28 protein-coding genes are annotated in these 26,947 nt (G+C 59.0%); 3 read left to right on the top strand and 25 right to left on the bottom strand.

From position 1 onward, the window contains the following. Nucleotides 1-13: 13 nt before the first annotated feature. Nucleotides 14-1,474, top strand: a complete 1,461-nt coding sequence (locus RQ935_RS05300; RefSeq protein ID WP_311497485.1) for an ATP-binding protein — start codon at nt 14-16, stop codon at nt 1,472-1,474. A gap of 42 nt (nt 1,475-1,516) precedes the next feature. Next, on the top strand, nt 1,517-1,702 hold the full coding sequence (locus RQ935_RS05305) for a hypothetical protein (protein ID WP_311497486.1): 186 nt from the start codon (nt 1,517-1,519) through the stop codon (nt 1,700-1,702). Between the two features lie 24 nt (nt 1,703-1,726). On the opposite strand, the gene RQ935_RS05310 is transcribed toward RQ935_RS05305, so the two are convergent. From RQ935_RS05310 to rpsB, 22 genes are all read right to left on the bottom strand, one after another. Continuing rightward, a complete protein-coding gene (locus RQ935_RS05310) occupies nt 1,727-2,353 on the bottom strand; it encodes a hypothetical protein (RefSeq protein WP_311497487.1) in 627 nt (208 codons plus the stop codon). Nucleotides 2,354-2,559: 206 nt separating this feature from the next. After that, complete coding sequence (locus tag RQ935_RS05315; RefSeq protein WP_311497488.1) at nt 2,560-2,988, bottom strand: putative toxin-antitoxin system toxin component, PIN family; 429 nt, start codon at nt 2,986-2,988, stop codon at nt 2,560-2,562. Further along, complete coding sequence (locus RQ935_RS05320) at nt 2,985-3,266, bottom strand: AbrB/MazE/SpoVT family DNA-binding domain-containing protein (protein ID WP_311497489.1); 282 nt, start codon at nt 3,264-3,266, stop codon at nt 2,985-2,987. The genes RQ935_RS05315 and RQ935_RS05320 overlap by 4 nt, the downstream gene beginning before the upstream one ends. Nucleotides 3,267-3,627: 361 nt before the next feature. Then, nucleotides 3,628-4,260, bottom strand: a complete 633-nt coding sequence (locus tag RQ935_RS05325) for a histidine phosphatase family protein (protein WP_311497490.1) — start codon at nt 4,258-4,260, stop codon at nt 3,628-3,630. Between the two features lie 55 nt (nt 4,261-4,315). Next, nucleotides 4,316-4,777: a ribosome silencing factor gene (rsfS, locus tag RQ935_RS05330; protein WP_311497491.1), complete on the bottom strand. Its 462-nt coding sequence runs from the start codon at nt 4,775-4,777 to the stop codon at nt 4,316-4,318. Beyond that, nucleotides 4,774-6,852: a hypothetical protein gene (locus tag RQ935_RS05335; protein WP_311497492.1), complete on the bottom strand. Its 2,079-nt coding sequence runs from the start codon at nt 6,850-6,852 to the stop codon at nt 4,774-4,776. The genes rsfS and RQ935_RS05335 overlap by 4 nt, the downstream gene beginning before the upstream one ends. Next, nucleotides 6,849-7,595, bottom strand: coding sequence for a nicotinate-nucleotide adenylyltransferase (gene nadD / locus RQ935_RS05340; RefSeq protein WP_311497536.1), 747 nt, complete (start codon nt 7,593-7,595; stop codon nt 6,849-6,851). The genes RQ935_RS05335 and nadD overlap by 4 nt, the downstream gene beginning before the upstream one ends. Nucleotides 7,596-7,794: 199 nt before the next feature. Next, nucleotides 7,795-9,069, bottom strand: a complete 1,275-nt coding sequence (locus tag RQ935_RS05345; protein WP_311497493.1) for a glutamate-5-semialdehyde dehydrogenase — start codon at nt 9,067-9,069, stop codon at nt 7,795-7,797. A gap of 19 nt (nt 9,070-9,088) precedes the next feature. Beyond that, nucleotides 9,089-10,138 (bottom strand): glutamate 5-kinase, encoded by a 1,050-nt coding sequence (proB, locus tag RQ935_RS05350; protein ID WP_311497494.1) that lies wholly within the window; start codon nt 10,136-10,138, stop codon nt 9,089-9,091. A gap of 45 nt (nt 10,139-10,183) precedes the next feature. Beyond that, nucleotides 10,184-11,725 carry a GTPase ObgE gene (obgE, locus tag RQ935_RS05355; protein WP_311497495.1) on the bottom strand — a complete coding sequence of 514 codons (1,542 nt, stop codon included), beginning with the start codon at nt 11,723-11,725 and terminating at the stop codon, nt 10,184-10,186. A 102-nt stretch (nt 11,726-11,827) separates the two neighbouring features. Further along, a complete protein-coding gene (gene rpmA, locus RQ935_RS05360) occupies nt 11,828-12,088 on the bottom strand; it encodes a 50S ribosomal protein L27 (RefSeq protein ID WP_004007117.1) in 261 nt (86 codons plus the stop codon). Between the two features lie 11 nt (nt 12,089-12,099). Next, nucleotides 12,100-12,420 (bottom strand): 50S ribosomal protein L21, encoded by a 321-nt coding sequence (gene rplU, locus RQ935_RS05365; RefSeq protein ID WP_299295110.1) that lies wholly within the window; start codon nt 12,418-12,420, stop codon nt 12,100-12,102. Between the two features lie 63 nt (nt 12,421-12,483). Then, on the bottom strand, nt 12,484-13,914 hold the full coding sequence (locus RQ935_RS05370; protein WP_399532068.1) for an MATE family efflux transporter: 1,431 nt from the start codon (nt 13,912-13,914) through the stop codon (nt 12,484-12,486). A gap of 20 nt (nt 13,915-13,934) precedes the next feature. Then, nucleotides 13,935-15,143: a M50 family metallopeptidase gene (locus RQ935_RS05375; protein WP_311497496.1), complete on the bottom strand. Its 1,209-nt coding sequence runs from the start codon at nt 15,141-15,143 to the stop codon at nt 13,935-13,937. 24 nt (nt 15,144-15,167) lie between these two features. After that, nucleotides 15,168-16,382 carry a 1-deoxy-D-xylulose-5-phosphate reductoisomerase gene (gene dxr / locus RQ935_RS05380; protein ID WP_311497497.1) on the bottom strand — a complete coding sequence of 405 codons (1,215 nt, stop codon included), beginning with the start codon at nt 16,380-16,382 and terminating at the stop codon, nt 15,168-15,170. Between the two features lie 103 nt (nt 16,383-16,485). Then, nucleotides 16,486-17,043, bottom strand: coding sequence for a DivIVA domain-containing protein (locus RQ935_RS05385; RefSeq protein ID WP_282921293.1), 558 nt, complete (start codon nt 17,041-17,043; stop codon nt 16,486-16,488). A gap of 63 nt (nt 17,044-17,106) precedes the next feature. Then, nucleotides 17,107-18,279: a 23S rRNA (adenine(2503)-C(2))-methyltransferase RlmN gene (rlmN, locus tag RQ935_RS05390; protein WP_311497498.1), complete on the bottom strand. Its 1,173-nt coding sequence runs from the start codon at nt 18,277-18,279 to the stop codon at nt 17,107-17,109. 43 nt (nt 18,280-18,322) lie between these two features. Next, complete coding sequence (locus RQ935_RS05395; RefSeq protein WP_311497499.1) at nt 18,323-19,354, bottom strand: phosphatidate cytidylyltransferase; 1,032 nt, start codon at nt 19,352-19,354, stop codon at nt 18,323-18,325. 45 nt (nt 19,355-19,399) lie between these two features. After that, nucleotides 19,400-19,957: a ribosome recycling factor gene (frr, locus tag RQ935_RS05400; RefSeq protein ID WP_296181788.1), complete on the bottom strand. Its 558-nt coding sequence runs from the start codon at nt 19,955-19,957 to the stop codon at nt 19,400-19,402. Between the two features lie 62 nt (nt 19,958-20,019). Further along, on the bottom strand, nt 20,020-20,757 hold the full coding sequence (pyrH, locus tag RQ935_RS05405; RefSeq protein WP_299295125.1) for a UMP kinase: 738 nt from the start codon (nt 20,755-20,757) through the stop codon (nt 20,020-20,022). A 115-nt stretch (nt 20,758-20,872) separates the two neighbouring features. Continuing rightward, nucleotides 20,873-21,712 (bottom strand): translation elongation factor Ts, encoded by an 840-nt coding sequence (gene tsf, locus RQ935_RS05410; protein ID WP_308536516.1) that lies wholly within the window; start codon nt 21,710-21,712, stop codon nt 20,873-20,875. A gap of 105 nt (nt 21,713-21,817) precedes the next feature. Next, entirely contained in the window at nt 21,818-22,705 is an 888-nt protein-coding gene (rpsB, locus tag RQ935_RS05415; protein ID WP_311497500.1) for a 30S ribosomal protein S2, read from the bottom strand. Between the two features lie 369 nt (nt 22,706-23,074). Between rpsB and RQ935_RS05420 the strand changes: the two genes are divergently transcribed. Next, nucleotides 23,075-23,641, top strand: coding sequence for a M23 family metallopeptidase (locus RQ935_RS05420; RefSeq protein ID WP_311497501.1), 567 nt, complete (start codon nt 23,075-23,077; stop codon nt 23,639-23,641). Between the two features lie 30 nt (nt 23,642-23,671). Here RQ935_RS05420 and RQ935_RS05425 read toward each other — a convergent pair whose 3' ends face one another. The 3 genes from RQ935_RS05425 to dprA form a co-directional block, all read right to left on the bottom strand. Continuing rightward, nucleotides 23,672-24,409 carry a DUF6318 family protein gene (locus tag RQ935_RS05425; RefSeq protein WP_311497502.1) on the bottom strand — a complete coding sequence of 246 codons (738 nt, stop codon included), beginning with the start codon at nt 24,407-24,409 and terminating at the stop codon, nt 23,672-23,674. A 191-nt stretch (nt 24,410-24,600) separates the two neighbouring features. Continuing rightward, nucleotides 24,601-25,572, bottom strand: a complete 972-nt coding sequence (locus RQ935_RS05430; protein WP_311497503.1) for a tyrosine recombinase XerC — start codon at nt 25,570-25,572, stop codon at nt 24,601-24,603. Between the two features lie 9 nt (nt 25,573-25,581). Beyond that, complete coding sequence (gene dprA / locus RQ935_RS05435; RefSeq protein WP_311497504.1) at nt 25,582-26,940, bottom strand: DNA-processing protein DprA; 1,359 nt, start codon at nt 26,938-26,940, stop codon at nt 25,582-25,584. Nucleotides 26,941-26,947: the final 7 nt, after the last annotated feature.

A 26,947-nucleotide genomic window follows, 5' to 3' on the forward strand; every position in this document is an offset into this window, starting at 1 on the left:
TGGAGAAAAACATATGGATACGTGGGAACCACGGGTTGACGTGGAAATGGTTCAGGTATTGCGTGGACAGGGTGAGTACGAGCATCTGGATTACAAAAGAGAAATTGATTTCTCCAACAAAAAAGCCACGTTGGAATTTGTGAAAGACGTTGTGGCAATGGCCAATTCTCATCCAGGTGGTCACATAGTTGTCGGTGTTGAGAGTAATGGAAATTGGCCCAAGGAGCCCATTTTCATTGACCCCGCCCAGTTCGACAGTGCAAAACTGCTTGACAAGGTCTCTGGTTACTTTGAAGCTCCCATAGAAATTCGCAGTCAAGTCCATCGGCTTAAGGGCAGGGATGTAGCCATTATTGCAGTGCAGGCGAAGGAGCCGTACTTACCGATTCCCATTAGCAAGCAAGGAAGTTACCAAAGCGAAAATGGGAAGACGGAAACCGTGTTACATGAAGGCGAGATTTATACAAGGGAGGGGTCAAAGAACGTTAGGGTACGCTATGCGCACTGGGCTGCTCTGTTAGACCGGCACGACGAAATGGTACGGGAGAACACAAGAAAAGATATTGATGCCATTATTTCCATGCTTGCAAGTAGCAAAGGTCTGAACACGAAGTCAGGCGTTTCGATCCCTCTGGATGTGAATCTTCCCTTGTCTGCCTTGGCAGACGCGTTGTCAGCGAATTTCAGAGAACGAGATTTAGGCGCAATCAATTTGTTCCTTGCGCAATTGAAGAATTCGGCAGCTTCAGAGGAAAAGATTGTACCCATCACGCTTATTGCCGTTCAGGCGTTGGTGTACCAACAGGATGAGCTATTCAGCAGCGTTATTGATTCGCTTCACGAGCTGTACGTATCTAGTCAAGACGCGCAGAATAAGTTGGACGTAATTGTGTCCATCTACATCATTGGCGCCTCGGTCGTGCGGTTCAAGAGGTGGGAACTGCTGAGAGGCTTGGTTCTTGGGCGCGCTGAGGACAAGCGTAATTACCATTCTTGGATTCGTGAAGGGCAAGTAAAGGCTTCAAGGAGTAACCTGTTCCCCGCCAAGGCAACCGGCTTGATGATAAACCTGGCACATGGTCTTTGCGCCAATGTGCCTGAGCTAAGACCCGACGTAAAGGGAGAACTACCGACGGACGAAATCCCCTTAGACGATGTTTTGCTCAACTCTTTATGCTGGTTTGACTTCGCCCAAGTCATTATCCAAAACGTGGAACAAACACAGAGCTTTGATGCCGGATACCCAGCGTGTGGGGCTTTTAACGAAGAACGCGTTGACCCGTTCATGTTTTCCTTCATTTCGAACGAAAAGATGCGCCACGAAATTACTGGCATAGAAGATGAAAAGCAAATTCAGGATGCAGTTGAAAGTGCATACCGGCTTGCAAAGAGAGCCGCCGACACCGTGGGAAACTGGTGGCCAACTCCTCACTACCGGATTGAAGAATACCTTGGGATTGATTTGGGCTGGTGATAGTACCTTAATCTTGATCGATGTTTTTTTAGGAGTAAGAATTTGACAGTTAAAGTGCCGGGAGACGTTGCCGCTTGGATGCTGGATACGGAGGATAAGCAAGCGGAATGGGACGGTCTTGAGAAGCGCGGCAAAGAAATCGTGCTTGCACGAGCCGTGGAACTGCACTTGGAAGACGGGGCAAACGAGCCGGTAGAGATTTTCGGAATGGTGACGATGGGCGCGTAGCAGCTGTGCGACGACATCGGCCCACTATTTCGTCTTTGACAAACGTTCAGCTATACGCAGCTCGCGCTTATCCCAATCTCCCGCCCAGCCTTTACGGCGTGCCTCACGAATCACGTTCAAAGCCTCGTCGTAACGTCTTTCTTTCTCCAGTACTATCGCCATGCGTTTATACCCGTGATGTTCGGGCAACACGACACTCTCACGCTTAAACGCGGCTCGCGCCTTACCTTCCATTTCAATCTGTAACTGGGCGCATTGCAGCCATCGCCCCGTATACGCTGTATCATCGCGCAACGTATAGAAAAAGTCGCACATTCTGCCTAACGCGAAATGCTGCGCTAAAACTAGTCGTGATTTTTTTACTGGCTCCGTCACGTCCCGCATTTCCCACGCCAAATCCGCTATGTTTACAGCCAACGCCTTTTCGTCCGCCTCTGTTTTGTGTAGCCAGCTTGCCAGCGTCATCAGGAAACCTGCAGGTGTGTCGTGCGATTGCTTCCCTAACTGCCCCTCAACCAACACATGCCCGCCAAACGTGCCGACGTACGTAGGGTTGTAGTTTGTGAGTAGCAGGGTTCGCTCCCTATCCGTGAGCGTCATCCACCATCGCGTAAGCCCGTATTGAGCAATCTCCCCTCCGACTATGTTCATTATCTGCTCCAATCTTTCCCTGCAATTGTGTAACTTTTCCCTATTTTTTACCGGTGTTCCGACCTGCAAAGCGTGCACCGCGTTTGCGGCAGTAATTCCGCTCGGTGATTGGGGGCAGGGGTTGAGCGGAATCGTCAAACAATTCGAAGCGCAAGGACCGGACGGTTCCCGGCACACGGCCAGGACCACAGCAGCCTGCTTGTCTTTCAAAATTCAGATTGTCCAAGAATTGGTTCGCTCAGGTACTGCTCGATGAACTCCGTTGGGGTCATGATTTCGGGACGCTCTAGGCCAAGGTCCGCGAAGTCTTTATCGCCGGTAATCAGGATGTCGATGTCGTCGTGCGTCGCGCAATACAGAACTGGGTAGTCGTTGGGGTCACGAATCGCAAACAAGTTCTTCGGGATGTGCAGCGGCGTGTAGGTGAGCTCGTAGCTGAGCCTCTCCAGGAAGTGGTCCAAACTTTCCGTCTTGTCCGGAAACTTACGTAGGGCGACCTCCGTGAGTTCCTCGATTACATAAGACGGTATGACCATCTGGTGTGCCTCGGTTATGAATCGCACCATGTCGCGAAACCTCGAGGTTGGAAAGAAAACCATCGAGATGAGGACATTGGTGTCCAGCATTATCCTCATTTGGTTACGCCAGCCTTGGCGCTTTCAGCGGCACGTTCGCGCCGAACTTCTTTGACCATGTCCACAACATCTTGCTCGGTCTTGATGCCGAGCCGGTCGGCCACACCAGCGAAGTCGGCCTGAGCCTCGATAAGGGCTTGTACCGAGGCATTGACCATGACTACGCCCTGGCCCTCGTCAAGGAACAGTACTTTGTCGCCGTCTTTAACCCCGAGTTTACGGCGGACCGAAACCGGGATAGTGATTTGACCCTTTGAAGTAATCTTTGCCAGCTCCATGATTCGCACCTTTCTTCGGGATATCGGTTATCACGGGATTCCTTACTTTCCTTACTTATTATTCTAGGATGATTCCGTGATTCGGTAAAGGGCTCGGCCCTGAAGGATTCGGGGTTTCTTTGGCGGGGAAGCGGCCAGGACTGCGCCCAAGATGTTAGAAATTGGGGATTAAATTGGGGTAGTTGGTTATATAGACCAGCAACCCCGATTTAATCGCCAATTAGCAACGCCGCCCGGAGCAAGCAGAGTCACCCGGACGTATCCCGGGTTTCACCGAACCCCATGGAAGAACACGACCTTGGAAATGTCGCTCATTTGCTCAGCGCGAAATACCCTGCAACCAGACCGGTTACCCGGACAACTACGCCTTAACCGCGGTATCGGACACGCCCACGTTATACGAATCAATCCGCCAATATGGCGCGCGGTGCTCTGATTGAACCACCGCCCAATGGCAGTTTTCCAAACCGCGCAGCCCGTACCACTGAGCCGGGTCGTGTCCCAGCAAAGTCACGATTCCCTGCGTGGTGGCAGACCCGTGGGAAACGAACAAAATAGTTTCGCCATCAGCAATTTTGTCAGCCCAGTCGCGGTAAGCCTGAGACACTCGCAGTCCAACCTCGCGGCGCGGCTCCACTTTGGTGGTTTCCGGGTCGGGGTCGCCAAAATCGCGCCACGAGGTGAAATCATCAGGCCAGCCCGCCTTGATTTCCGTGGCGTTGAGCCCTTCCCAAGTCCCAAAAGCGCGTTCCATCAGGCGTTCGTCGACTTCGACGGGCAAGCCGAGCCGGTCGGCCAGCGCGTGGGCGGTGTCGAGGGCGCGACCCAAAGGTGAGGAAACCACCCTTGTGAAAGGAAAACGAACCAACCCGGCTGCGGCGTCTCTGGCCTGCGCAATCCCCGTTTCGTTGAGGGGAATGTCGACCTGCCCCTGGACCCGCTGCTGTTTGTTGTAGTCAGTTTGTCCATGCCGCCACATCACCAAGGTTTTCATAGTCCTGTGCTCCTTTCCGGTCGGCCCGCCGCAATCTGTCCCTGTCCTGTCGGCTCTATGAATCGTCTTCGCCGATGAGATCCAGCGGAGAGACGGGTTCGGGAGCCTGCGCAGCGGGGCTGGTCGGAGCGGGGCTGTCGGTCTGAGCGGCCGGTTCCTCTGGATCGGGCACCTCAACCAGGGGCGCATCGGCCCACAAGCGTTCCAACGCGTAAAACTGCCGGTCGTCCTCTTGCTGGACATGCACCACCAGCAACCCGTAATCGAGCAAAACCCAATGAGCCTGGGCCAACCCCTCGCGACGCAGCAGCTTTAGGCCAGCTTTCGTCATCGCCTCGTCAACAGCATCAACGATGGCGCGCACCTGACGGTCGCTATTACCCGTAGCCAGCACAAACATATCGGTCAGCACCAAGCGTTCGGAGACGTCCAGGGCGATGACCTCCGTGGCTTTCTTTGATTTTGCTGCTTGACCTGCTGCTATGGCGAGTTCGATGGACTTGGCGTCAGCACTCATACAGAAAAAATCCCCATTTCGGTTGTGGAATCGGGCAAAAGGGCCTCACGTGACGTGGCGGCTGGAGGGTCAGCAGCTGCGCTCAGCGTGACTCCTGTCTCTAGCGTTGTTCCAGAGGCGGTCGTGACCGCGGCGTTCTTGTCCAGAGCGAAGATGAGCATGCCCACGACCACGACGGTCACCAGCACGACCAACGCCCAGCGAGCCGCCTGACCCAGCATCAGCAAAGTTTCGCCCCAACGCCCGGACTTGCGAATCAAACGTTCGGTGAAGGACTCCTCGAACTCGAACTCTTCCCAGTCGATGTTTTCCAGTTCTTCATCGGTGATGTCCTCGCCGAGTTCCTTACGCAACACCTCGACATCGGCCTCATGGAACTTCTGTTCGGCTTCCTTGAGTTCTTGGAGCTGTCGAGCCTCGGCCTGTTCCAGGGTTTCGCGGCGTGTCGAGCGGGATTCTTGCGGATTCCACAAGGGCGGCATTCCGGGCCGGCCGTATGGCATCCCTGGCATTCCGGGCCGGCCGTAAGGCATTCCCGGCATCCCATAGCCAGGCATTCCTGGCATTCCCGGCATCCCTGGCATTCCGGGCCGGCCGTAAGGCATTCCCGGCATCCCGTAACCAGGCATACCCGGCATACCGGGCATTCCCGGCATTCCTGGCATTCCAGGGCGGCCGTAAGGATTGGGACGTCCCCACATTCCGTAGGGAGCGCCGGGCTGCCCCGGCATTTGACCCGGCATCCCAGGTTGACCCGGCATTTGCCCGGGCATTCCCGGTTGACCCGGCATTCCCGGTGGACCCGGCATTCCCGGTTGGCCGGGCATTCCCGGGCGACCTGACATTGCGGGCTGGCCGGGTATCTGTCCCGGTTGGCCTGCCATTCGGGGATCACCGGACTGGCCTCCCGGAGCCTGAATCAGCATCTGTCCAGGTTGTCCGGGCTGGTTAGGTTGTCCGGGCTGGTTGACTTGACCAGGCATCGGTACCGGCTGTCCCGGCATCTGTACCGGTTGCCCCGGTTGTCCAAGTTGATTAGTGTTCCCAGGCCAACCGGGCTGGTCAGCCACCTGACCGGGCTGTCCCGGGTATCCGGGCTGGTTAGGTTGGCCGGGTTGCCCTGGCATCTGACCGGGCTGCTGTACTGGTTGTCCAGGTTGGTTAGGTTGTCCCGGTTGCCCAGCTGACAAGGGCGGGCGAGCCGCGGAGCCCGGTGCCATTCCCGGAGCCGTGGGGTTCGCTGGGCGCGGACCAGGCATTCCGGGTTGTATCGGCGCTGTTCCCTGTGCTGTTACCGGCGGGGTAGGCTGCTGCGGCTGAGCGGCTGCCATCTGGTCGGGTCGCGGTATGGGAGGGTTCGGCCGAGAAGTCGGCGGCATCGCTGGTCTGGCTGGAGCGGAACCCGCCTGGGCAGAACCAACCGGAGCGGACGGTTGTGGCCGAGACGCGCTCCCCGGAACGGGAGGGTTCGCCCCCGGCCTGCTGACCTGAGCAGAACCCGCCGGAGCGGACGGTTGTGGCCGAGACGCGCTCCCCGGAATCGGAGGGTTCCCGGACGGCCTGCTGACCTGAGCAGAACCAGCCGGAACGGACGGTAGTGGCCGAGACGCACTACCCGGAACAGGAGGGTTCGCCCCCGGCCTGCTGACCTGAGCAGAACCTGTCGAGTTCGGCGCTACTGTGGGAATCATCCCCGTAGTGGAAGGGGGCACCGGAGTTCCCGGCGTCGGCAACTGACGAACCGCCGTTTCCGCAGGAAGATTCCCGACCGGAACTGCGGGCTTTTCGGGTACCACCGGAGTGGTGCCGCGCACGAGGGGGCGCTGGACACCGGCGACTTGTGGCCCGGCAGCGCTCACGGCCTCAGCCTTGCCAGCAACCGGAATCATGCCGGTCAGAGCGCCGTCCTCATCAACAGCACGCACCGCTTGGGCAGTATTGGGAACTTGCAGAGCGGGACCGGTTGAACCGGCACCGGGCAACACTTGTCCCGGCCGGGGGGCGCTAGCTCCCAAGCCCGGAAGATTGACCGCCTGTACCGGTACGGGTCGCGGCCTCGGCTTGCCCTCGCTCACAGTCCCCCTCTCGACAAATTCATCACTGAACCTTCTGGCTGAGCCGCGTCATTCACCGCGGCCGCCGTCAAAGCCGCCTTGGGAACGGCATATGACGTCTCTCGCGGATCCGACTGCAATCGCGTGTCGTCAGTATAGAGTCCGTATTTAGCAATATATTGAACAACGCCTTCGGGTACCAAATACCATACCGGCTGGTGTGATTTTACCCGATTCCGACAGTCAGTTGAACTGATTGCCATGGCCGGAACCTCGACCAGAGAGACGTGCTGTGCCGGGAGGTTAGCGGGATTAAAGGAATGTCCTGGCCGAGTTACCCCCACGAAGTGCGCCAGTTCAAACAGCTGGTCGATGTCTTTCCAGCGCATAATGTCAGAAATCGCGTCAGCCCCGGTGATAAAGAATAGTTGCACGTCGCCTAAAGCGGCTTTCAGGTCGGTCAGAGTGTCAATCGTATAGGTCGTTTTGGCTCGGTCGATATCGACGCGGGACACCGAAAACCGCGGATTGGAAGCGGTCGCGATAACCGCCATCAGGTAGCGGTGTTCAGCCTCGGTGACCGGGCGTCCCAGCTTAAACGGCTGCATGAAAGTGGGCACAAAAATAACTTCGTCAAGGCCGAAGACCGCCTGAACTTCCGAAGCCGCTACCAGGTGACCGTGGTGAATCGGGTCAAAAGTGCCGCCCATCACACCAATACGGCGCCGACGCTGGTAGGGCTTTGCCGAATTGTCGGAATCCAACGCCCAAACGCATCTGTGCGAGCGAGACTCCATGACAGCCTTTCCTATCCCTTTGCCGCCCATTATGAGCACACAAAACATCCTTTTGTGAAATTATACCCATCCGGACCTGAGTGGTTCCTATAAATGGTGAGAGAATCTGCAATATCCTTTGAGTTTGTCCCCGCGCGCGGCACCTCCAGGCGCTCGCGAGCTCGGCTCACGAACGGACCTGACCGTGACCGCGGATGACCGATTTTGTGGTCGTCAGCGCTTCCATCCCCATCGGACCTCGTGCATGCAGTTTTTGAGTGCTGATGCCGATTTCCGCCCCCAACCCGAACACGGCCCCATCGGTGAATCGCGTGGAGACGTTGACGGCAATAGCCGCCGCATCAACGGCATTCACGAAATGGTCAATCACATCCTGATCCTGAGCGATAACAGCCTCGGTATGACCGGTGGAATACCGTGTGATGTGGTCAATCGCCGCGTCTACTCCATCCACGAGACGCACCGCCAAGTCATAGTCCAGGTACTCCGTTTCCCAATCCTTTTCTGTGGCGGGCACAAGGTCGATCTGCTCAGTTTCCGGGTGTTGGCTCGCTACCGTGCGGGTCGCCTGGTCGGTGTGCAGGCGGACCTGGTTCGCCGCCAGCGCCGGCAGGACCAGCGGCAGGAACGCGGGCGCGATGTCGCGGTCTACCAGCAGGGTTTCCGCCGCGTTGCACACCCCGACCCGCTGTGTTTTTGCATTGATAACGATGCGCAGGGCGTCATCGAGTTTGGCCGATTGATCCACATAAATGTGGCAGTTCCCCACCCCCGTCTCGATGACCGGAACCGTCGCGGTGTTCACCACCATTTCTATGAGTCCCGCTCCGCCGCGAGGAATCGCCAAATCCACCAATCCCCGCTGCGTCAAAATCGCCTCGACCGCCTCGCGACCCAGTCCGTCCAGGGTCTGCACGGCGTCTCGCGGCAAACCTTGCTGTTCCAGGGCTTGTTGAATAATGTCTACGAGGGTCCGATTGGAATGGACGGCGGCTGAGCCGCCCCGCAAAATGACGGCATTATTCGTTTTCAAGCTCAGCGCGGCGGCATCTACGGTGACGTTCGGTCGCGCTTCATAAATCATCGCCACCACGCCCAGAGGCACCCGGATTTGTTCAATCCTGAGACCGTTTTCCATGGTACGTCCCCACAGGGTTTGGCCTATCGGGCTGGGCAACGCCGCAATATCACGCACCGCGTCAGCCAGCGCCTGCACCCGCTCCGGGGTGAGCTGCAGCCTGTCTTGCAGGCCCGCGGGCATTTCATTGGCTTTGGCTTGCTCCATATCACGCTCATTGGCCGCCAAGATTCGCTCGGTGTTGGTTTCGAGCAAACCGGCAATGGTCTCTAACAGCTGATTTGGGCTCCCCGCCCCGCGCATCACCCGGCTGGCTGCCTGTGATTGCCGTGCTATCTGGCGCACATGATCGTAAACACTCATGGGAAAAGGCTACCAACAATCAGTAGCGTGTCTCGGCCAAATAATCGCGGTGTACGACCGGGCCGAGGTCCGTATTTTCAGCTTCAACTTGCGCGGAATCATAGGCGGCGACGCCTTTCGCGAGGATTTCGCCCCTGGCATCGACCAGCTCCACCACGTCCCCGGCCTGGAACGTCCCTTTTACCTCGGTAATACCGGCTGCGAGCAGCGACTTCTTTCCCTCAGTAATCGCCCGGGCCGCGCCATCGTCCAAAACCAGGCGTCCCTGCACGGTCGCCGCGTAAGCCAACCACAGCTGCTTAATTCCGCGTCGCGGACCGGTGACTCGGAACACCGTCCCGACCGGTTCCCCGCGCAGCGCCGGACCCAAATTATCGGTTGAAGTCAACACTACTTCGGTCCCGTTTGCGCACGCCACCCGCGCTGCCAGCAGTTTCGTGTGCATTCCCCCGGTGCCCCAGCGGGAACCAGCATTTCCCGCCTGCACGCCCGCTAAATCCTGTTCCCCTCGAACTTCGGGGATGAACCGCGCGGTCGGGTCGGAGGGATGGGCGGTGTACAAGCCGTCAACATCGGTACAGAGAATCAGCCTCTCGGCACGCACCATGTGCGACACTATCGCCGCGAGCCGGTCATTGTCCCCGAAACGCACCTCGTCGGTCGCGACGGCATCATTTTCGTTGATAATCGGGATGACCCCCAAAGCCCGCAGCTTTTCCAGCGCGCGCGAAGCGTTGTTGTATTGCTGGTGGCCCACCACTTCCGCGGCCGACAAGAGAATCTGTGCCCCAATCACCCCTTGCCAGGCCATCGCCTGATTCCAGCGATACATCAACAGCCCCTGCCCGACCGCCGCCACCGCCTGGGCCGTAGCCAGGTCTTTAGGGCGTTCCTGACGACCCAAAGGCTGCGAACCTGCCGAAATAGCCCCGGAGGACACCAACGCGATGTCCTCACCGCCCTTCTGAGCCCGCGCCAACAGCCGCGAAACCTCGTCGATACGGTTCAAATCCAGGTATCCGTCGGCCCTGGTCAGCGAGCTGGAACCGATTTTCACTACTGTCGTCATGCGTTCAGCCTACCCGCACCAGGGCGTTGGGGCGTATTCCCGGTTCTACTCGGTTTCCCCGGGATCGCTCCACAAGCCGGATTCGCGTTCCGCGTCCAGTTCTTCACGAGCGCGTTTCTTGGCGTCCATCCAGGCGTGATAGTCGATACGGCGCTGCTGATTGGTGCGGCGGGTATTTTCGTAAAGCCTCGAGTCTGTGCCGCGCGCGCCCAGCAGTTCCGCCCCGGCTTGCAAGGTCGGTTCCCAGTCAAAAACGACGCCCGTCTCGGGGTCGCCAATCACGACGGTATCCCCCGCGTGTGCTCCAGCTTTCAGCAGGTCGTCCTCCACTCCCAGGTTTGCCAGGCGGTCGGCCAGGTAACCGACCGCTTCATCATTGGTGAAGTCGGTTTGTTTCACCCAGCGCTCGACTTGCTCGCCGCGGATAGAGAATCCCGGCGTGCCTTCGATAGTGGTTGCCTCGATGGTGTAGGTCTTGGTGGAGCGCGCTGGTTTCGGCTGCGGACGCAACACGGGACGCTCATTGTCATCCTCGGGCAGGTGGGAACGGTACTCCTGGACCATTTCGGCCAACCCAAACGCCAGTTCTTTCAAGCCTTCGTGAGTGGTCGCGGAAACTTCAAAAACCGGCCAGCCAAGTTTCGCAATCTCCGTTTCCATCAGGGCGGCCATGTCTCGCCCGTCTGGGACATCGATTTTGTTGAGGATAATGGCGCGTTGGCGTTCCATCAGAGGCGGCAGGAAGTCCCTCCCGGGACGGTAGCGATCCAGGGACTTCGCGTAGTGGGCGAGTTCGCGTTCCAAAGTCTTAATATCGGCCAGCGGTTCACGTTCCGGATCCCACGCTGCCAAGTCCACCACGTGGGCAATCACGCAGCAGCGTTCGATATGACGCAAGAAATCCAGCCCCAAACCTTTGCCCGCGGCCGCGCCGGGAATCAATCCGGGTACGTCCGCCACGGTGTAGCGCGCCACCGGATTATCCACCACCGCCAGGTTCGGCACCAGGGTCGTGAAAGGATAGTCCGCAATCTTAGGGCGCGCCGCACTCATGGCCGCTACCAGCGAGGATTTGCCCGCCGAAGGGTATCCCACCAGCGCCACGTCGGCCATCGACTTGAGTTCCAGAATGACGGTGCGTTCTTCACCAGGTTCCCCCAACAGGGCAAAGCCCGGCGCCTTGCGTTTTGCGGAGGCCAGGCCGTAGTTGCCCATGCCTCCCACCCCGCCGCGGGCGATGACCAGTTGGGCCTCCGGGGAGTCTAGATCGGCCAGGAACTCGCCGTCCTCGCTGGTGACGACCGTGCCTTGAGGAACATCCAGGAACAGATCATCACCGCGGCGTCCATCGCGGTAGTCCCCCATCCCCGCTTGACCGCTTTCCGCTTTCACGTGCGGGCGGTGATGGAACGGCAACAGGGTCGTCTCTTGCGGATTGACGCGCAGAATGACCGACCCGCCGTGTCCGCCAGCCCCACCGTCAGGCCCCGCCAACGGCTTGTATTTTTCGCGGCGGATGGACGCGCAGCCGTTACCGCCAGCCCCGGCTTGGGCAAAAATTTTTACGTAATCCACAAAGCTGACCATCTGGGCTGCTGACCTCCTCTGGCTCTCTCACAGAGCCATCGTTACGTTAAACAGCAAGAGGGCTCGAACGAGCCCCCTCACGAAAGTAGTCACTGCCAACATTTAGGCGTTGGCGACTTCCTTAATGCTCACGATGCGACGATCGCGATGACGGCCGAATTCAACTTCGCCGGTCTTCAGGGCGAACAGAGTGTCATCCTTACCGATGCCCACGTTGAAGCCGGGGTGGTAGTGGGTGCCGCGCTGGCGTACCAAAATTTCACCAGCGTTGACCAGCTGACCGCCGAAACGCTTTACTCCCAGGCGCTGCGCGTTCGAATCGCGACCGTTGTGGGAAGAACCGAGACCTTTCTTATGTGCCATTGTTACACCCCTTACTTAATGGAAGTTATCTTAATGCGGGTCAGCGGTTGACGGTGACCTTGACGCTTCCGATAACCAGTCTTGTTCTTAAACTTGACAATAGAAATCTTGGGACCCTTGGCCGCGCCCAGCACCTCCGCGCTGACCTTTACCTTAGCTACGTCAGCAGCCTGGGACGTTACCTTGGCGCCGTCAACCAACAGAATCGCAGGCAGCTCAATCGTTTCCCCCACTGCCTTGTCTACTTTTTCCACCAGCAGCTCTTCGCCGACAGAGACTTTCTCCTGTCGACCGCCGGCCTTAACGATTGCATATACCACGTCGAAACTCACTTTTCTGAATGTTTTTCGTCCAACTGTGCCCTCACGAACCGCAAGAAGCACCGAAGTTCTAAATTACCGGATTTCACCCTTTTTTGCAAAATCAAGTTTCATCCACTGGTCTTGGCGGATACGCCACCCCAACGTGACCAGGCGCGCCAGGAAAAACACCCCGCAGTAGCACCCCCACAGCCAGGCCAGTCCCAGGATTCCTCCGGGCGCGAAACGCCACACCAGCACCAGAGCCGGGATATAAACAACCAGGTTAATCAGTCCCGCGAGAGCCAGATACCACGTGTCGTTGGCACCAATCAAAACCCCGTCGAACACGAAAACTACCCCGGCCAGCGGTTGAAAGAACGCCGACACCAGCAGTGCCAGAGCGGCCGCAGCCAACACTTCGGGGTCGCTGGAAAAGATGCGCGGCCACAGCGGAGCCAAGACCGCAATGCTCAGCCCCAGCACGACTCCCAGTCCCAGCCCCCACAGCGACACTCTGCGAATCAGGTTGCGCACCGCCTGACGGTCGGCTCGCCCCAACTCGAAACCAATGAGTGCCTGCACCGCGATAGCCAGAGAATCGTGCAGGTTTGCCCCGAGGGTCCAGGTGTTCGCCGCAATCTGGCGCCCGGCGATGGCAACTTCCCCTTGGGAGGCCGCCACCCACAGGGTGCCGAGAATGACAATCTGCATGGTGAGGGTGCGAATCATCAGGGGCACACCCCCGGCCAGAGCCGCGAAAATCGCCCGGAACTCGGGATGGAGCGCGACTTTGGCGCGCCGGGCTCCAGCCATAATTTTCAGCGCGAAAGCCACCCCCATGCCGATACCCGCGATGGAAGTGCCGATGCCCGCCCCGGTTACCCCCAGATTGAAACCGTAAATGAACACGGCGTTGAAAGCTACGTTCGCGATAGCGCCGGTGACCGAAATCACCAGTGGTGTCTTGGCGTCCAGCACGCCGCGCATGGCTCCGGTTCCCGCCAAGACCAGCATCATCCCCAGCATGGAGGGCGCCGCCGCCCGCAGATACGCTGCCCCCTGAACATTGACCGCCGCGGAGGCCCCGAACAACGAAACAATCGGCAGCGCCCCGACCCACAGGACTACTGCCAACACCACTCCCACCAGCAGCCCCAGCCAGGCACCATCCACCCCGGTCTTGACCGCACCGTGCCGGTCCCCCGCGCCCAGCTGGCGGGAGGCCACCGCGGTCGTGGTGTAGACCAGGAAAATACAAATCCCCACCAAGAACACGTTGACCGACGAACCGAGGGTCAAGCCGGCCAGCTCAGTGGTTCCCACGTGCCCAATCATGGCCGAATCCGCCATCACCATGAGCGGTTCAGCCAGCAGCGACCCCAGGGAGGGCACGGCGAGCGACAAAATCCGGCGATTCAGGGGCTGGTCCTCCGGCTCAACAGTCGCATTCTCCGGGTCAGAGGGTTGCGCATGCGGTTCGACAGGTTGGTTTTCCGCTTCAGAAGGTCGGTTCTCAGCTGGCATGGGGTCCTCCGTTTTCATGCTCACAGTACCGGTTTCAAAATATCTGCCACAATCAGCAGCACCGTCATGGCGATGAAAGCGATGACCACCGTGGCCGTCACCGGCAGCATTGCCGCCAAATCAACCGGACCACCGTCCTCGAGACCCCGTGCGCGGCGCAACCGCTTGCGGATTCCTTCATAAATCGCGCCCGCGGCTTGCCCGCCATCGAGGGGCATCAGTGGAATGAGGTTAAACATGAACAGGGTCATGTTCAACGACCCGAACAGCAGCAGGAAAGACCGCAGTTTTTCCAAAACCCCGTAGCCGACAGTGTCACTGGCGGCGATAGAGCCCGCGACCTGGCCCATTCCGACGATTCCCATCACCGAGTTCGGGTCGCGAGGTCGATCCGGTTGGAACAGCCCGATGGTGGTTTGCCACAGTTTCACCGGCAGAGCCAACAGGATTTTCGCGGTGCCTTTCCCGGTTTCCCACTGGTAGTTAGCGACTTCCCCCCAGCTGGCGTGGTGGCGTTCGGTAACGGCAATAACGCCGATAACCGAGCGTTTTTCCCCTTCCATAGTTTGGGGTGTCACCTGGATAGTTTTGGTTTCGCCGTCGCGTTGCACAGTGAGAGCAGCAGGCTTCCCCGGCTGGCTCACCGCCACTTGGCTGATGACTTCGTCCCAGGTCTTCATGGTTTTGCCGTTCCAGGCGGTGATAACATCGCCGGGCGCCACTCCCGCCGCGGCCGCGGGAGAATTCGGGGACACCGTGGCGACTTCGCGGGTCGGCAGCTCGTAGCCAATCGCGCTCAACCCCACCAGCACGCACAGGAAACTCAACGCCAGATTCACCAAAGTACCGCTGACCATCACTATCAGGCGCTGCCAAATGGGTTTGGCGTAAAACGCGCGGTGTTCCTGGCCGGGCGGGATTTCATCGTTGGAGGCAATCCGAGCCTCCTCAGCAGCGGTCAGCTCGCCTTTCCGGTTTTTCGTGCGCCGCCCCGGATGTCCCGGCGCATACATCCCGACCATCTTCACGTAGCCGCCCAGCAGCACCCACTTCATTCCAACTTCGGTTTCCCCAACTTGGCGCGAAAAAATCTTTGGTCCAAACCCGATGAAATACTGGGTACAGAGGATGTCGAAACGTTTTGCGGGAATCAGGTGGCCCAGTTCGTGCAGGGCAATCGACACCATCAACCCCAACACGAGGGCGATGATTCCAGTGAAATAATCCATGACAGGGCGGTTCCAGTACGGTGTTTAGCGGTTCTCGATGAGCTCGGCGGCTCGCTGTTTGGCCCATTCGAGGATGCGTTCCAGCGCGGACAGGTCCGGGTCGGACACGCCGTGGTGTTCGCTCACGACCTGCTGCACCACGTCATAGATACCCAGGAAAGGCAGACGTCCGTCCAAGAAGGCGTTGACGGCGATTTCGTCCGCGCTGGCCAGGACCGCGGGGTGGGTGTCGGAGGCGGAAATGGCGTGACGAGCCAGGCTCACCGCCGGGAAGATCGCCTCGTTGAGCGGCTCAAACTGCCAGGTCGTCGCCCTGCTCCAGTCACAAGCGGGGGCTACCTCGCGTAGCCGGGCGGGGGCGGACAGTCCCAGGGCAATCGGAATGCGCATATCGGGCGGGGAGGCTTGCAGCAGGGTCGCGCCGTCCCGGAACTGCACCATCGAATGCACAATCGATCCGGGGTGCACCACGACGTCGATGTCTTTCGGTTCAATGTCGAACAGCAGCGAAGCCTCGATGACTTCCAACCCTTTATTAAACATGGTGGCTGAATTGACGGTCACCAGCGGTCCCATGTCCCAAGTCGGGTGGTTCAAGGCTTGCTCTACCGTCACGTTTTCCAGTTCCGCGCGGGTTTTCGAGCGGAACGGACCGCCGCTAGCGGTCAGAATCAGGCGTTCGACTTCGCTGTAGCCGGTGACTGTCGGCGAACACAAGCCGCGTTCGTGTTTGCCCGAGCGCAGCGCCTGCCAGATAGCGCTGTGTTCGGAATCAACCGGCACGATTTGACCCGGCCGTCGCAAAGTTTCGCGCACCAGGGAACCGCCAATGACCAGGGATTCCTTGTTAGCCAGGGCCAGGCGCGCCCCGGAGTCCAACGCCCGCAGAGTCGCGTGCAGGCCGGAAATCCCCGCGATGGCGTTCAAAACGATGCCTTGGGGGACGAATCCGGCGGCCGCTTCGACCCCGGCCGGGCCGGTCAGCAGGTTATGGCTGGCTCGCGGCTGACCCAGCTGTATCTCTGCCTCGCGGATGGCCTCGTCGAGGTCCGCCACGGAACCATTCGCCACGGCCACCATCGGCACTTCAAATTCGACGGCTTGACGTGCCAACACATCCAGGTGCCGCCCGGAGGCAGCCAAGCCCTGCACCCGGAAGTGTCCGGGATGGGAGCGAACAATGTCCAGAGCTTGGGTTCCAATCGAGCCGGTAGAACCCAAAATTACAATATCTTGCACCCGTTCATTCTAACGGCAAGTTTAGGTTTCGCTCATTCACAGCGACCAGCAACCCCGCAAGGAGACGGATAAAACCCCGCCAACCCCCTTGTGAAAAGCAAAATCACTCAACAGCCAGCAGCACTTCGACCGCGCGAGCCAGGTAAGCATCAACCGGGCCTTCCAAGTATGCCCGGGCTCCTTTCGCTTCCGCAAACACCGCGTCGCGGATTTCTTTGCTGGTCAGAGGCTTGTTTTCGTCAAAATATGCCACCAGGCGATCCAGCAGCGCGTCCACGTCCTCAATCCGGTAACCGCGCTGACGCCCTTGGGGATGGGCAAATCGTTTCCCTGCCGGACGCAACAGCCGCGGATAGAGAGTCGTGGCCTGTTCCGCCACCAGCGACATCCAGGCCTTTTGTCCGTTCACCGCGATGTGGTCGGCCCGCGCCCGCGCCACGAAAGCCGATTCCAACCGATCCATCGCCGCATCGACTTCGACAAAGTTATATCCCCCGCGCACCACGTTGAACCCCTGGGCTCGCACCTGCGCCGCCCCGAAATTCGCTGGTCCGCCATTGCCTTCGTATGCCGAACGTGCCTTCGCCAAGAACTTGTCGACCTGGTTGCGGTCGTAGCCCTTCCCCAGGAGTTTAGCGGTGCGAAACGTCGTGTCGCTCACGTCCGGCCCTTTCCTTGTCTCTCTATGCTCTCAACAGTTTTCCGCGCGCTTTCCGAGTTTCCTCTAAGCCGCGGGAGGCTGCTTCGCTTTCGCAGCGAGTTGCCCGCAGGCTCCGTCAATATCGGAGCCGCGTGTATCCCGCAGCGTAGTGCTAATTCCAGCTTGCCGCAAAATCTCCATGAATTCGTCCATGACACGCGGCAGGGAGGCATCCCAGATACTCCCTGGCGTGGGATTGAGCGGAATCGGGTTCACATGCGCCCAGGTTTTGCCTCGTTCATTGAGTTTATCCGCTAGCAGCTGGGCTCGCCACGGGTGGTCGTTCATGTCCCTAATCAGGGCGTATTCAATAGAAACGCGCCGCCCGGTCGCTTGGAAATACGCATAAGCGGTGTCCAACAGTTCATCGACCTGGTAGCGCCGGTTCATGGGTATCAGTTCGTTGCGCAGTTCGTCGTCCGGAGCGTGCAGGGACACCGCCAAAGTGACCGGCAGCTCTTCTTGGGTCAGCTTGCGAATTCCCGGCACCAGCCCGACGGTGGAAACGACCAGGTTGCGGGCCGAAATCCCGAAGCCTTGCGGGGCTTCGGCGGTGAGGGTCCGAATCGTGTGCAGCAGGGATTTGTAGTTGGCCAACGGCTCTCCCATCCCCATAAACACCAGGTTAGATAGCCGTGCCGGGCTGCCGAGTTCCCCGTCTTGGGCGGCCCTAGCGGCGAGCCGGACCTGTTCCAAAATTTCCGCCGCCGAGAGGTTTCGGGTCAACCCCAGTTGGCCGGTCGCGCAAAACGGACAGCCCATACCGCAGCCGACCTGGGAGGATACGCACAAGGTAACGCGCTTGGGGTAGCGCATCAGGACGGATTCCACTTGGGCGCCGTCGAACAGTCGCCACAGGGTTTTGCGGGTCCATCCCCGATCAGCGACCTGGGTCACGACCGGGGTGATGAGTTCTGGCAGCAGGTCACGAGCCCGTTCCTGGTCGGCCTGGCCCAGGTCTGTCATCTGGGAGGGATCGGCTTCAAACCGCCCAAAATAGTGGCGCGCCACCTGGTCGGCACGAAACGGCCGCATCCCCGCCGCGGCCACCGCCTCACGGCGCTGCTGCGGGTCTAAGTCGGCGAAATGCCGCGGCGGTTTACCCCGAGCCTGAGCCCGAAAGTTGAGTTCTGCCGCAGCCCCCGCGTGCGTGGCCCCCACCGGCAGTTGTTCGTGGGGCAGAACCTGTCTTTCCATAGGTTTAAGTTTAACGGTTTTCCCGGGACTTCCCGAGCGGGGTCTAGGACAGCACCGGGACTTGTTGGGAAAAGATGGCGAACTTCAACACGATATAGGCCACCGGCGCCGTCATCAGGATGGAATCCATCCGATCCAGCAGCCCGCCGTGTCCCGGCAAGAGGTGGCCCATATCTTTAATGCCGAGTTCCCGTTTCAGCAACGATTCGCTCAAATCGCCCAGAGTTCCCACTCCAGCCATCAAAACCCCCAAGATGATTCCGTAAAACCACGGAATCCCGATCCAGAACGTGCCCGCCACGGACACGATGACAGCGAACAGGACCGAACCGGCAAACCCTTCCCAGGTCTTGCGCGGGGAAATAGACGGTGCCATGTGGTGGCGTCCCAGGAAACGCCCGCAGAAATAGCCCCCGGTGTCGGAACCCAGCGTGACGGACAAAACGAAAACTGCGGTGGCAGGGGCTCCGCACTCCACCGCCAACAAAGCCAGGAAAGACCCCAAGAACGGAATATAAGCCACGGTCAGGGTACTGACCGTAACGTTCTTGAGCGCATCTTCACCACGGTAGGGACCCGCCAACTGCCACAGCAGGGCGGCCGCCACCGTCAGGTAAGTCGCGGTCAGCATGGCCTCCAACCCGACCTGCCAGGCACAGATGAAAATCCCAATCCCCCCGATGACGACGATTGGCATCCCCAAATGCCGGTCTGTAAACCGGATGGCATGGCGAAACTCGATGAGGCAAGCCACAATCGTTGCCGCGCACAAGGCTGCGAACAGCGGTTTCACCAGGAATAGGGTCAATCCGTAAGCCGCCAGCAGTCCCGCTCCGACACCGGTGGCTGCCGCCAGGTTGCGTCCGGCCTTCCGAGGTTGGTTTGGCGAGGATTCTGTTGGTTCGGACTCGCCTTTCGCCCCGGCAACGCCCCGACCTGGTTTCCGGCCCTGTTTTGCGGCGCGGTTTTCCCGGCGGCTGGGACGGGTCACCGGATGTACCCCAGTTTCCGGGGTCACCGGAGCGACCGCTGCCTCGGAAGGTTGCGGTGGTTGGAAATTCTCGGTATCGACCATGCTCTAAAACCCAGATAATGACGGGTAATAACGGGTTGGCGGTGCCTAGATAGTCATCAACTCTGATTCTTTGGCAGCCAGCAGCTGGTCAATCTCATCGGTGAACTTTTTCGTGATGGAATCGAGTTCCTTTTCACCGCGTTTGATTTCGTCCTCGCCGAGTTCCTTGTTCTTTAGCATGGATTCGAATTCGTCCTTGGCCTTGCGGCGCAGCGAACGCACGGACTGGCGGCCCTCCTCGGCTTTGGTCTTTGCCATCTTAACGTATTCTTTGCGGCGTTCCTCCGTCAGGGCGGGCAGCACGATACGAATCGTTTTGCCGTCATCAGTAGGGTTCACGCCCAAGTCGGCTTCCGCAATGGCACGAATAATGTCTTGCGAGGCAGACTTGTCAAAAGGCTGGACGATGACGGTGCGCGCCTCGGGAATGTTAAAGGAAGCGAGCTGCTTCAACGGGGTGGGGGCGCCATAGTAGTCGACCATAATGCCGTCAAACATGGCGGTATTGGCCCGACCGGTCCGAATAGCGGCGAATTCGTCTTGGGTGGCGCTCAAGGCCTTTGCCATCATGCTCTTGGCGGATTTGAGGGTGTCTTCAATCACGGGTTTCTCCTTTGTTCCTTAGCTTTCTCCACAGGTTCCCCGGTGGGGTTTCGTTATTTCACTTACTCTTCGTTGTACAGCACAGTACCGATGTTTTCGCCCAGCAACGCCCTAGTGACGTTACCCGGCTGCGTCATACCGAACACTCGCATCTTCAGTTTGTTTTCGGAGCACAGGGAGAAAGCGGCCGCGTCCACGACTTTCAGCCCATCGCGCAGCGCTTTCTCGTAGCTGACCTGATCGAGTTTTTCAGCCTGGGGGTTCCGGCGCGGATCGTCGGTGTACACCCCATCCACCCCGTTCTTGCCCACCAGCAGTTCCTGGCAGTGCGTCTCCAGGGCGCGTTGCGCGCTGACGGTGTCGGTCGAGAAATACGGCATCCCCGCGCCAGCCCCGAACACGACCACACGTCCTTTTTCGAGGTGACGAATGGCTCGCAAGGGCACATAAGGCTCGGCGACCTGGGTCATTGTGATGGCGGACTGCACCCGGGTGCGCACTCCGGCCTGTTCCAAGAAATCCTGCAGGGCCAAGGCATTCATGACGGTGCCCAGCATCCCCATGTAGTCTGCCCGAGCGCGGTCCAAGCCGCGCTGGCTCAGCTCCGCACCGCGAAAGAAGTTCCCGCCGCCAACCACGATGGCAACCTGCACGCCCTGCGTCACCGCCGCGGCGACCTGCTGAGCGATATTGGAAACGACATCGGGGTCGAGCCCCACTTGACCGCCGCCAAAGACTTCACCGGATAGTTTCATCAAAACCCGGCGTTTACCGGGGGCTACTGAGCCGTCATCGCTCATCTATCTTCTCCCTTGAAAGACCTACATCCTTAGACATTATACGCAAATGCCCCAAAGCCTTCATTGACCCTGGGGCATTTGCCTAGTTCAAATGGTTGCTAAACCCTTTTGGGGTTTATTCTCCAGCCTGCAAACGCGCAAAAGCGGTGACCTTGCCTTTGGAGGCTTCCACAATCTTGCCGACCGTGGTCTTGGGGTCCTTTGCAAAAGGCTGTTCGAGCAGCACGCAGTCCTTGTAGAAGCCCTTCATCCGGCCTTCCACAATCTTGGCGACGACAGCGTCCGGCTTACCTTCGGCCTTGGTCGTTTCGGTCAGCGTGGCGCGTTCCTTTTCGACTTCCGCAGCGGGAACGTCCTCGCGGCTGAGGTACTCGGGGCTGTAGGCCGCGATGTGCATCGCGACATCGTGAGCCACGTCGGCACCCGCCTTGTCGGTAGCCACCAGCACGCCAACGGTCGGAGGCAGATCCTGGGAAGAACGGTGCAGGTAGACATCGACGGCTTCGCCCTCGACCTGACGCACGTTGCCGACTTCCAGTTTCTCGCCGATAATCGCCGCAATCGCGTCCACGGTGTCCTTGACGGTGCCGTCAGCGGACTTGGCAGCCAAGAGTTCCTCTACGGTAGCCGCGCCGGATGCCGCGGCGGCGTCCAGAATCTTATCTGCCATATCGATGAATTTGTCAGTCTTCACCACGAAGTCGGTTTCCGCGTTGACCTCGACCATGGTGCCGCGCTGGCCACCCTTGGTGTCGGTCACTTTCGCGGCAATCAAGCCGGCCCCAGCGGAGCGGCCTTCCCGCTTCGAAAGGGACTTCAGACCCTTGACACGAATGATTTTCAAGGCTTCCTCGCGGTCGCCGTTCGCTTCTTCCAGGGCTTTCTTAACGTCAGCCAAGCCCGCGCCGGTTTCTTCGCGCAGGTCTTTCAGGTCTTGCATACTGTATTTAGCCAATTTTTCCTCCAGTTTCAGAGCAAGTTTCATGTACCGGGAATGTTATTCCCGAATATTCTTTGGGGAGAGCGTTGAATGGTTCTTTTCCCGCCCTCGTGCAGCCGATTACTCGGCCTTTTCGTCGGTTTCGTCGCTCGCGGCGGCGGGTTCAGCAGGCGTTTCCTCGGCCGGCTTTTCCTCCGCAGAAGCTTCCTCGGCGGGCTGTTCCGCGGCGGGAGCTTTCGCGTCGTCACCGGCCAGCAGTTCGCGTTCCCACTCAGCCATCGGTTCGGCGCTTTCCGGGTTCTCTCCCAGCTGCTTCTTGGAGCGAGCCACCAGACCCTCCGCGCAAGCGTCCGCAATCACTTTGGTCAGCAAATCGACCGCGCGAATCGCGTCGTCGTTGCCGGGAATGCCGTAATCCACCTCGTCAGGGTCACAGTTCGTGTCCAGAATGGCCACGACCGGAATCCCGAGCTTCTGGGCTTCCGCAATCGCCAGGTGTTCTTTCTTGGTGTCAACCACCCAGATGGCCGAAGGGGTCTTTGCCATGTCACGAATACCGCCCAAGGTCTTGGCCAGCTTGTCCTTTTCACGGCGCATCATCAACAGTTCCTTCTTCGTCAACCCCGAAGCGGAAGTGTCCTCAAAGTCGTACTGTTCCAGTTCCTTCAAACGCTGCAAACGCTTGTGCACCGTAGAGAAGTTGGTCAGCATTCCGCCCAGCCAACGTTCGTTCACGAACGGCATCCCCACGCGGGTAGCCTGTTCCTGAATGGACTCCTGAGCCTGTTTCTTGGTGCCAACGAACAGCATCGTGCCGCCGTGAGCCACGGTTTCCTTAACAAATTCGTATGCAATATCGATGTCAGCGATGGTTTGCTGCAAATCGAGAATGTAGATGCCGGAACGGTCGGTCAAAATAAACCGCTTCATCTTGGGGTTCCAGCGACGGGTCTGATGCCCGAAATGTACGCCGCTTTCCAAAAGCTGGCGCATGGTAACGACTGCCATGTGGCGTCCTTCTTTCAGTTATGGGACACAGCTGCCCCGGCGCGCGCAGCACTCCGGGGACGTCTACGTCCAATTTCGGTTAATGCCTGGTGTCCGCTCGCTTTCCCCACCCCGTAGGGACCTGGAGGATTGCGCTCATCACGGCAAAGCCGACGGAAAAACCGGCAGCGCCGCGATTGCGAACACGCGAAGTCAGCTGCATGGGCAGCTGCGAGGGTTAACTTTACCAAAACTTCCCATTAAAAAGCCAATTCGGCGCGACCTGGCGCGGTTTTATGGTTTATCCACAAGCGGGGTGAAATCGGGGTTTTCCACAGGTAAACATTTTTTCGCTGGTGTAGGCGCCTCCCTTCGCGAAACACTGCAGTCATGAGAAAAGTTTTCATCACCATCTGCTGTTGCCTGACCTTGAGTCTGAACTTAGGGTCCGCTTCACCTGCCGCCGGCATCGCCGCCGACCGAGGCCTACCCGCCGTTGCCAGTTCAGCGGCTCCAACGACCGTTTCACCAGGGAAAACATCGGGTCTGCGTGACTTCCTCTACTGGCCCACGGGTCACCCTACGGCTGTTCCCCGCAAATTCGACCCGCCCGCCCAAAAATGGCTGGCCGGACACCGCGGTATCGATCTGCGTGTCAGCCCCGGTCAAACCGTTTTTGCCGCGACTGACGCGACGGTACTCTATGCCGGTGACCTGGCGGGACGGCCCGTGGTTTCCCTCGAGGACGCCGCCGGGCGGCGCTACACCTACGAGCCGGTGGAACCGTCAGTCGCTGTCGGGGATGACGTGACTCGTGGCCAAGCCATCGGGACGGCGTTAGGTGGACACTGTCCCGGTGGGGACTGCCTGCATTTCGGGGTCAAGGACGGTCCGGACGGTTACGTAGATCCCCTGCGTTTGCTGGGGGGAAGGATTCGCCTGTTCCCGATAAACTAAGCGAGTCGCAGACGTGGGACGCGCGATTTTTTACTTCTCAGTCGGGACTGCGGAATACTGGGCAGGGGCTTTATAGATGCCAGTAATCAAGTTGTTGCCGTCAACGTACTCCACGCGGTACTGGGACACGGTGTTTGAGGGTGCGTCGTAGTCAATAACCTCGCCCTTCTCAGACAGGGCAATAATCGGGGGTTCCTCGTTGCGAGCCACGACCCAAAAAACCGACTGGTTCTGTTTGGACTTTCCGACGGAAACATTGAGGATTTCCGTGCGTGGCACCCCGGTTTCCACGTGGTTGTACCGCTTGGTGAAGTCTCTGGACCACTGGGCCATATCCTGGCACTTCGTGCAGGCTTCGGTGTAAACCTGATCAGCGAAATGGGTGTCTTTCGCCACAAAACTGTAGTACATCGCGTAGGTAAAATACTTCACCACCGTGGCCGCACCGTCCACGGAAAACTCGTGGAAAAACTTCGGCTCATCGAACGGCGCCACTTTCATATGCTGATCGGCGGGAATGGTCTGCAAGTCTGAGGGGGAAGGTTTGCCTTTAGTTGACGCGGTATAGCGCGGCGCCGGCGCTCCGGAAATTGGGTCTTGGGTTGTGTCAGGAGCAGCAGGATCGACCAAGGGGATATCCGCGGTCATCATTTCCCGGGCAGTCCTCTCGGAGCCAGAAGCACCAACCGTAGTACCGCATCCAGTCAAAACGGCAGCAGAAAAAAGCATCACCAGCGATGCTTGCACAATCCGCAGTTTCCCGACCATGACGCTCCTCCTGAGGCACCACACTCTATAGTACAGAAATCATTGTATGTTTTTTTGAAGGAAATTCATAGATATAATCCAGCTATTTCCCAGCTTTGTAAGTACATTCCCAAGAAACTATCCACCCAGTTCAAGAGCTCGATTTTTCGGTTTTTTAGAAAGTTAATGGGGATTTTTTTAAATTTGGGACTTTAGGCCCGGGGGTGCGCCTGCAAATACACCGCGCGGAGCTTGTCCATCGACAAGTGTGTATAGCGCTGGGTCGTGGCCAGGCTGGCGTGACCCAGGATTTCTTGGACACTGCGTAAATCCGCGCCGCCGTCCAAGAGGTGGGTGGCGGCGGTGTGACGCAGCCCGTGCGGTCCCAAGTCCGGTACTCCCGCCTGCGCGGTCAGGCGATGCAGCATACCGCGGACAATCCGCGTATCCCACACCCCGCCTTTTGCCCCCAAAAATACCCGGTTCAGCGCTGGTTTTTCGGAATTCACGAGGGCGGGGCGGCCCTTTTCCAGGTACTCTTCCATCGCCAGTCCCGCGGGAATACCGTAGGGCACGACCCGCTGTTTGTCACCTTTTCCCGTCACCCGGATGGTGTGCTGGCTTTTGTTGATGTTACTGAGTTCCAGCCCAGTCAGCTCGCTGACCCGAATCCCGGTGGCATAGAGCAGTTCCAACGCAGCCCAGTCGCGCAGTTTCACCGGATCGGGGACAGCGGAATCTTCCCGGTAAGCGGCAGCTCGAGCCGTTTCCAACAGATGCGCCGCATCCGCGGCGGACAGAACCGTAGGCAGGGCGTTATCCGGCCGCGTTGCCCGCAAGTTTTGACCCGCATCGCCCTGGACTATACCGCGGACCTGCGCCCACGATGCAAAAGTGCGGAAAGACGCGACTCGGCGAGCCAGCGTGGCGCGGCTCATCCCCGCACGGCTCATCGACCCCAGCCACGCCCGAATCCGGGCAGGATTAGCCAAATCCGCACGCAGCCGCGGCACCCCGGAGCCGTCATCGGAACCCGAATCAGCCAGGAAAGCCATCAATTCTCGCAAATCCGTGAGATAGGCCCGCACGGTTTGCGGGGAAAGCCCCCGGTTTACGCTCAGCCATTGCCCAAAATCGGCGGTGATTTCCGAGGCGAAGTCCGCGGCTGGGTTATTGTCACTCACCCCATGATTCTATCTGGCCAGAGCTGCCGCCCCCAGACGATACCGCCCGTTGCGGGTTTCAACCTTGCCATCCAACTCCATCAGACCCAGCTCACTTTGCACCGTGCGGGTCCCCAAACCGGCTCCACGAGCAACCTGCTCCAAGGATTTCCACGCCGTTTTAGACAGGGAATCAATGACTTTCACGCCGTCACTGCTCAATCCGGCAAAGAGCGAGGGCGCCGGGATTTGTCCGGCGGAGTTGCGTGGGGGCTCAGCCGCTGCCGCCCCGCCACCATGCACGTTTTGTTTCACTGCGTTCAGCGGAAACATGAGTTCCAGGATCTCCTCCGCACTCGTCACCAGGGCAGCTCCCTCACGAATCAGCCGGTGGCATCCTATCGAAGCGGCGGAAGTGACCGGCCCGGGCACTGCGGCGACTTGACGTCCCTGCTCAGCACCATGATTGGCGGTAGACATTGCTCCGGAACGCTCGCCGGCTTCAACCACCACCACGACTTGGGACAGAGCCGAAATGATGCGGTTGCGGGTCAAAAACAGATGTTTAGCGGGTCGCTGCGAAGGCGGAGCTTCGCTGACAATGGCCCCGGTTTGTTGAATTTGAGAAAATAGCCGCGCATTCATGGCCGGGTATAGCTCGCCCAGCCCGCCGGCTTGGACGCTGATGGTTTTCCCTCGTGAGGCGAGCGCCCCTTGGTGAGCGGCCGCGTCAATCCCATAGGCTCCCCCGCTGATGACCCAAATGCCGCGCTCTCCCAGTTCATAAGCGATTTCCTGCGCTATGTCGGTTCCGTAGTGTGTTGCGCAGCGAGCCCCCACCAGCGCCACTGCCCCCTCTGGTGCCAGTGCCTGCAAAGCCCGCGGATTGCCCCGCACCCACAGCGCCAACGGCGCCACCATTCCCAGGTCGTCCGCCATCATCGGCCAAGCCGCATCGCCAGGCACCACCAACGTCCCACCATCTCGGCTCAACAGCTGATACTCCATCTCTAAGTTGAGTTCCCGCAGCCGCATAGCCCACCCTTCAACTTGAGCCACAGACGCCGGCAGCCTCGCGGGTTGAAACACGGTGCGAATTATCATGTCATCGATTTCCGGCAGCTTCGCCGCCAAAAATTTCACCCGCTCCAAGGCCTCCATCACCCCGAAATGTCCGATGACCTGGCCCACGACGGGCTCCCCCGGCTGGGCAATAGCGGTCCAGATTGCCCGAGCCCGGCGTTCTTCCGGGCTCGGCCCGGCTGTGGCCGAATCCGCCGATGACTGCGTCTCATCTTTGGGCAGGTTCGACGATTCTTGCGGCACGTCATCTGGCGTGTCCGTTTGGGTGTCTGTTGGCAATTCCTCTGTTAGGCTCAACGTTTCCATGGGTTTC

The organism is uncultured Mobiluncus sp. (assembly GCF_963511525.1).
Lineage (GTDB): Bacteria > Actinomycetota > Actinomycetes > Actinomycetales > Actinomycetaceae > Mobiluncus.

What these genes read in the sequence shown, in the direction of transcription:
- RQ935_RS05300 (WP_311497485.1), top strand. Translation starts at nt 14, where the DNA reads ATGGATACGTGGGAACCACGGGTTGACGTGGAAATGGTTCAGGTATTG.
- RQ935_RS05310 (WP_311497487.1), bottom strand. Translation starts at nt 2,353, where the DNA reads ATGAACATAGTCGGAGGGGAGATTGCTCAATACGGGCTTACGCGATGG.
- RQ935_RS05315 (WP_311497488.1), bottom strand. Translation starts at nt 2,988, where the DNA reads ATGAGGATAATGCTGGACACCAATGTCCTCATCTCGATGGTTTTCTTT.
- RQ935_RS05320 (WP_311497489.1), bottom strand. Translation starts at nt 3,266, where the DNA reads ATGGAGCTGGCAAAGATTACTTCAAAGGGTCAAATCACTATCCCGGTT.
- RQ935_RS05325 (WP_311497490.1), bottom strand. Translation starts at nt 4,260, where the DNA reads ATGAAAACCTTGGTGATGTGGCGGCATGGACAAACTGACTACAACAAA.
- rsfS (WP_311497491.1), bottom strand. Translation starts at nt 4,777, where the DNA reads ATGAGTGCTGACGCCAAGTCCATCGAACTCGCCATAGCAGCAGGTCAA.
- RQ935_RS05345 (WP_311497493.1), bottom strand. Translation starts at nt 9,069, where the DNA reads ATGAGTGTTTACGATCATGTGCGCCAGATAGCACGGCAATCACAGGCA.
- proB (WP_311497494.1), bottom strand. Translation starts at nt 10,138, where the DNA reads ATGACGACAGTAGTGAAAATCGGTTCCAGCTCGCTGACCAGGGCCGAC.
- obgE (WP_311497495.1), bottom strand. Translation starts at nt 11,725, where the DNA reads ATGGTCAGCTTTGTGGATTACGTAAAAATTTTTGCCCAAGCCGGGGCT.
- rpmA (WP_004007117.1), bottom strand. Translation starts at nt 12,088, where the DNA reads ATGGCACATAAGAAAGGTCTCGGTTCTTCCCACAACGGTCGCGATTCG.
- RQ935_RS05370 (WP_399532068.1), bottom strand. Translation starts at nt 13,914, where the DNA reads ATGCCAGCTGAGAACCGACCTTCTGAAGCGGAAAACCAACCTGTCGAA.
- RQ935_RS05375 (WP_311497496.1), bottom strand. Translation starts at nt 15,143, where the DNA reads ATGGATTATTTCACTGGAATCATCGCCCTCGTGTTGGGGTTGATGGTG.
- rlmN (WP_311497498.1), bottom strand. Translation starts at nt 18,279, where the DNA reads ATGGAAAGACAGGTTCTGCCCCACGAACAACTGCCGGTGGGGGCCACG.
- RQ935_RS05395 (WP_311497499.1), bottom strand. Translation starts at nt 19,354, where the DNA reads ATGGTCGATACCGAGAATTTCCAACCACCGCAACCTTCCGAGGCAGCG.
- pyrH (WP_299295125.1), bottom strand. Translation starts at nt 20,757, where the DNA reads ATGAGCGATGACGGCTCAGTAGCCCCCGGTAAACGCCGGGTTTTGATG.
- rpsB (WP_311497500.1), bottom strand. Translation starts at nt 22,705, where the DNA reads ATGGCAGTCGTTACCATGCGCCAGCTTTTGGAAAGCGGCGTACATTTC.
- RQ935_RS05420 (WP_311497501.1), top strand. Translation starts at nt 23,075, where the DNA reads ATGAGAAAAGTTTTCATCACCATCTGCTGTTGCCTGACCTTGAGTCTG.
- RQ935_RS05425 (WP_311497502.1), bottom strand. Translation starts at nt 24,409, where the DNA reads ATGGTCGGGAAACTGCGGATTGTGCAAGCATCGCTGGTGATGCTTTTT.
- dprA (WP_311497504.1), bottom strand. Translation starts at nt 26,940, where the DNA reads ATGGAAACGTTGAGCCTAACAGAGGAATTGCCAACAGACACCCAAACG.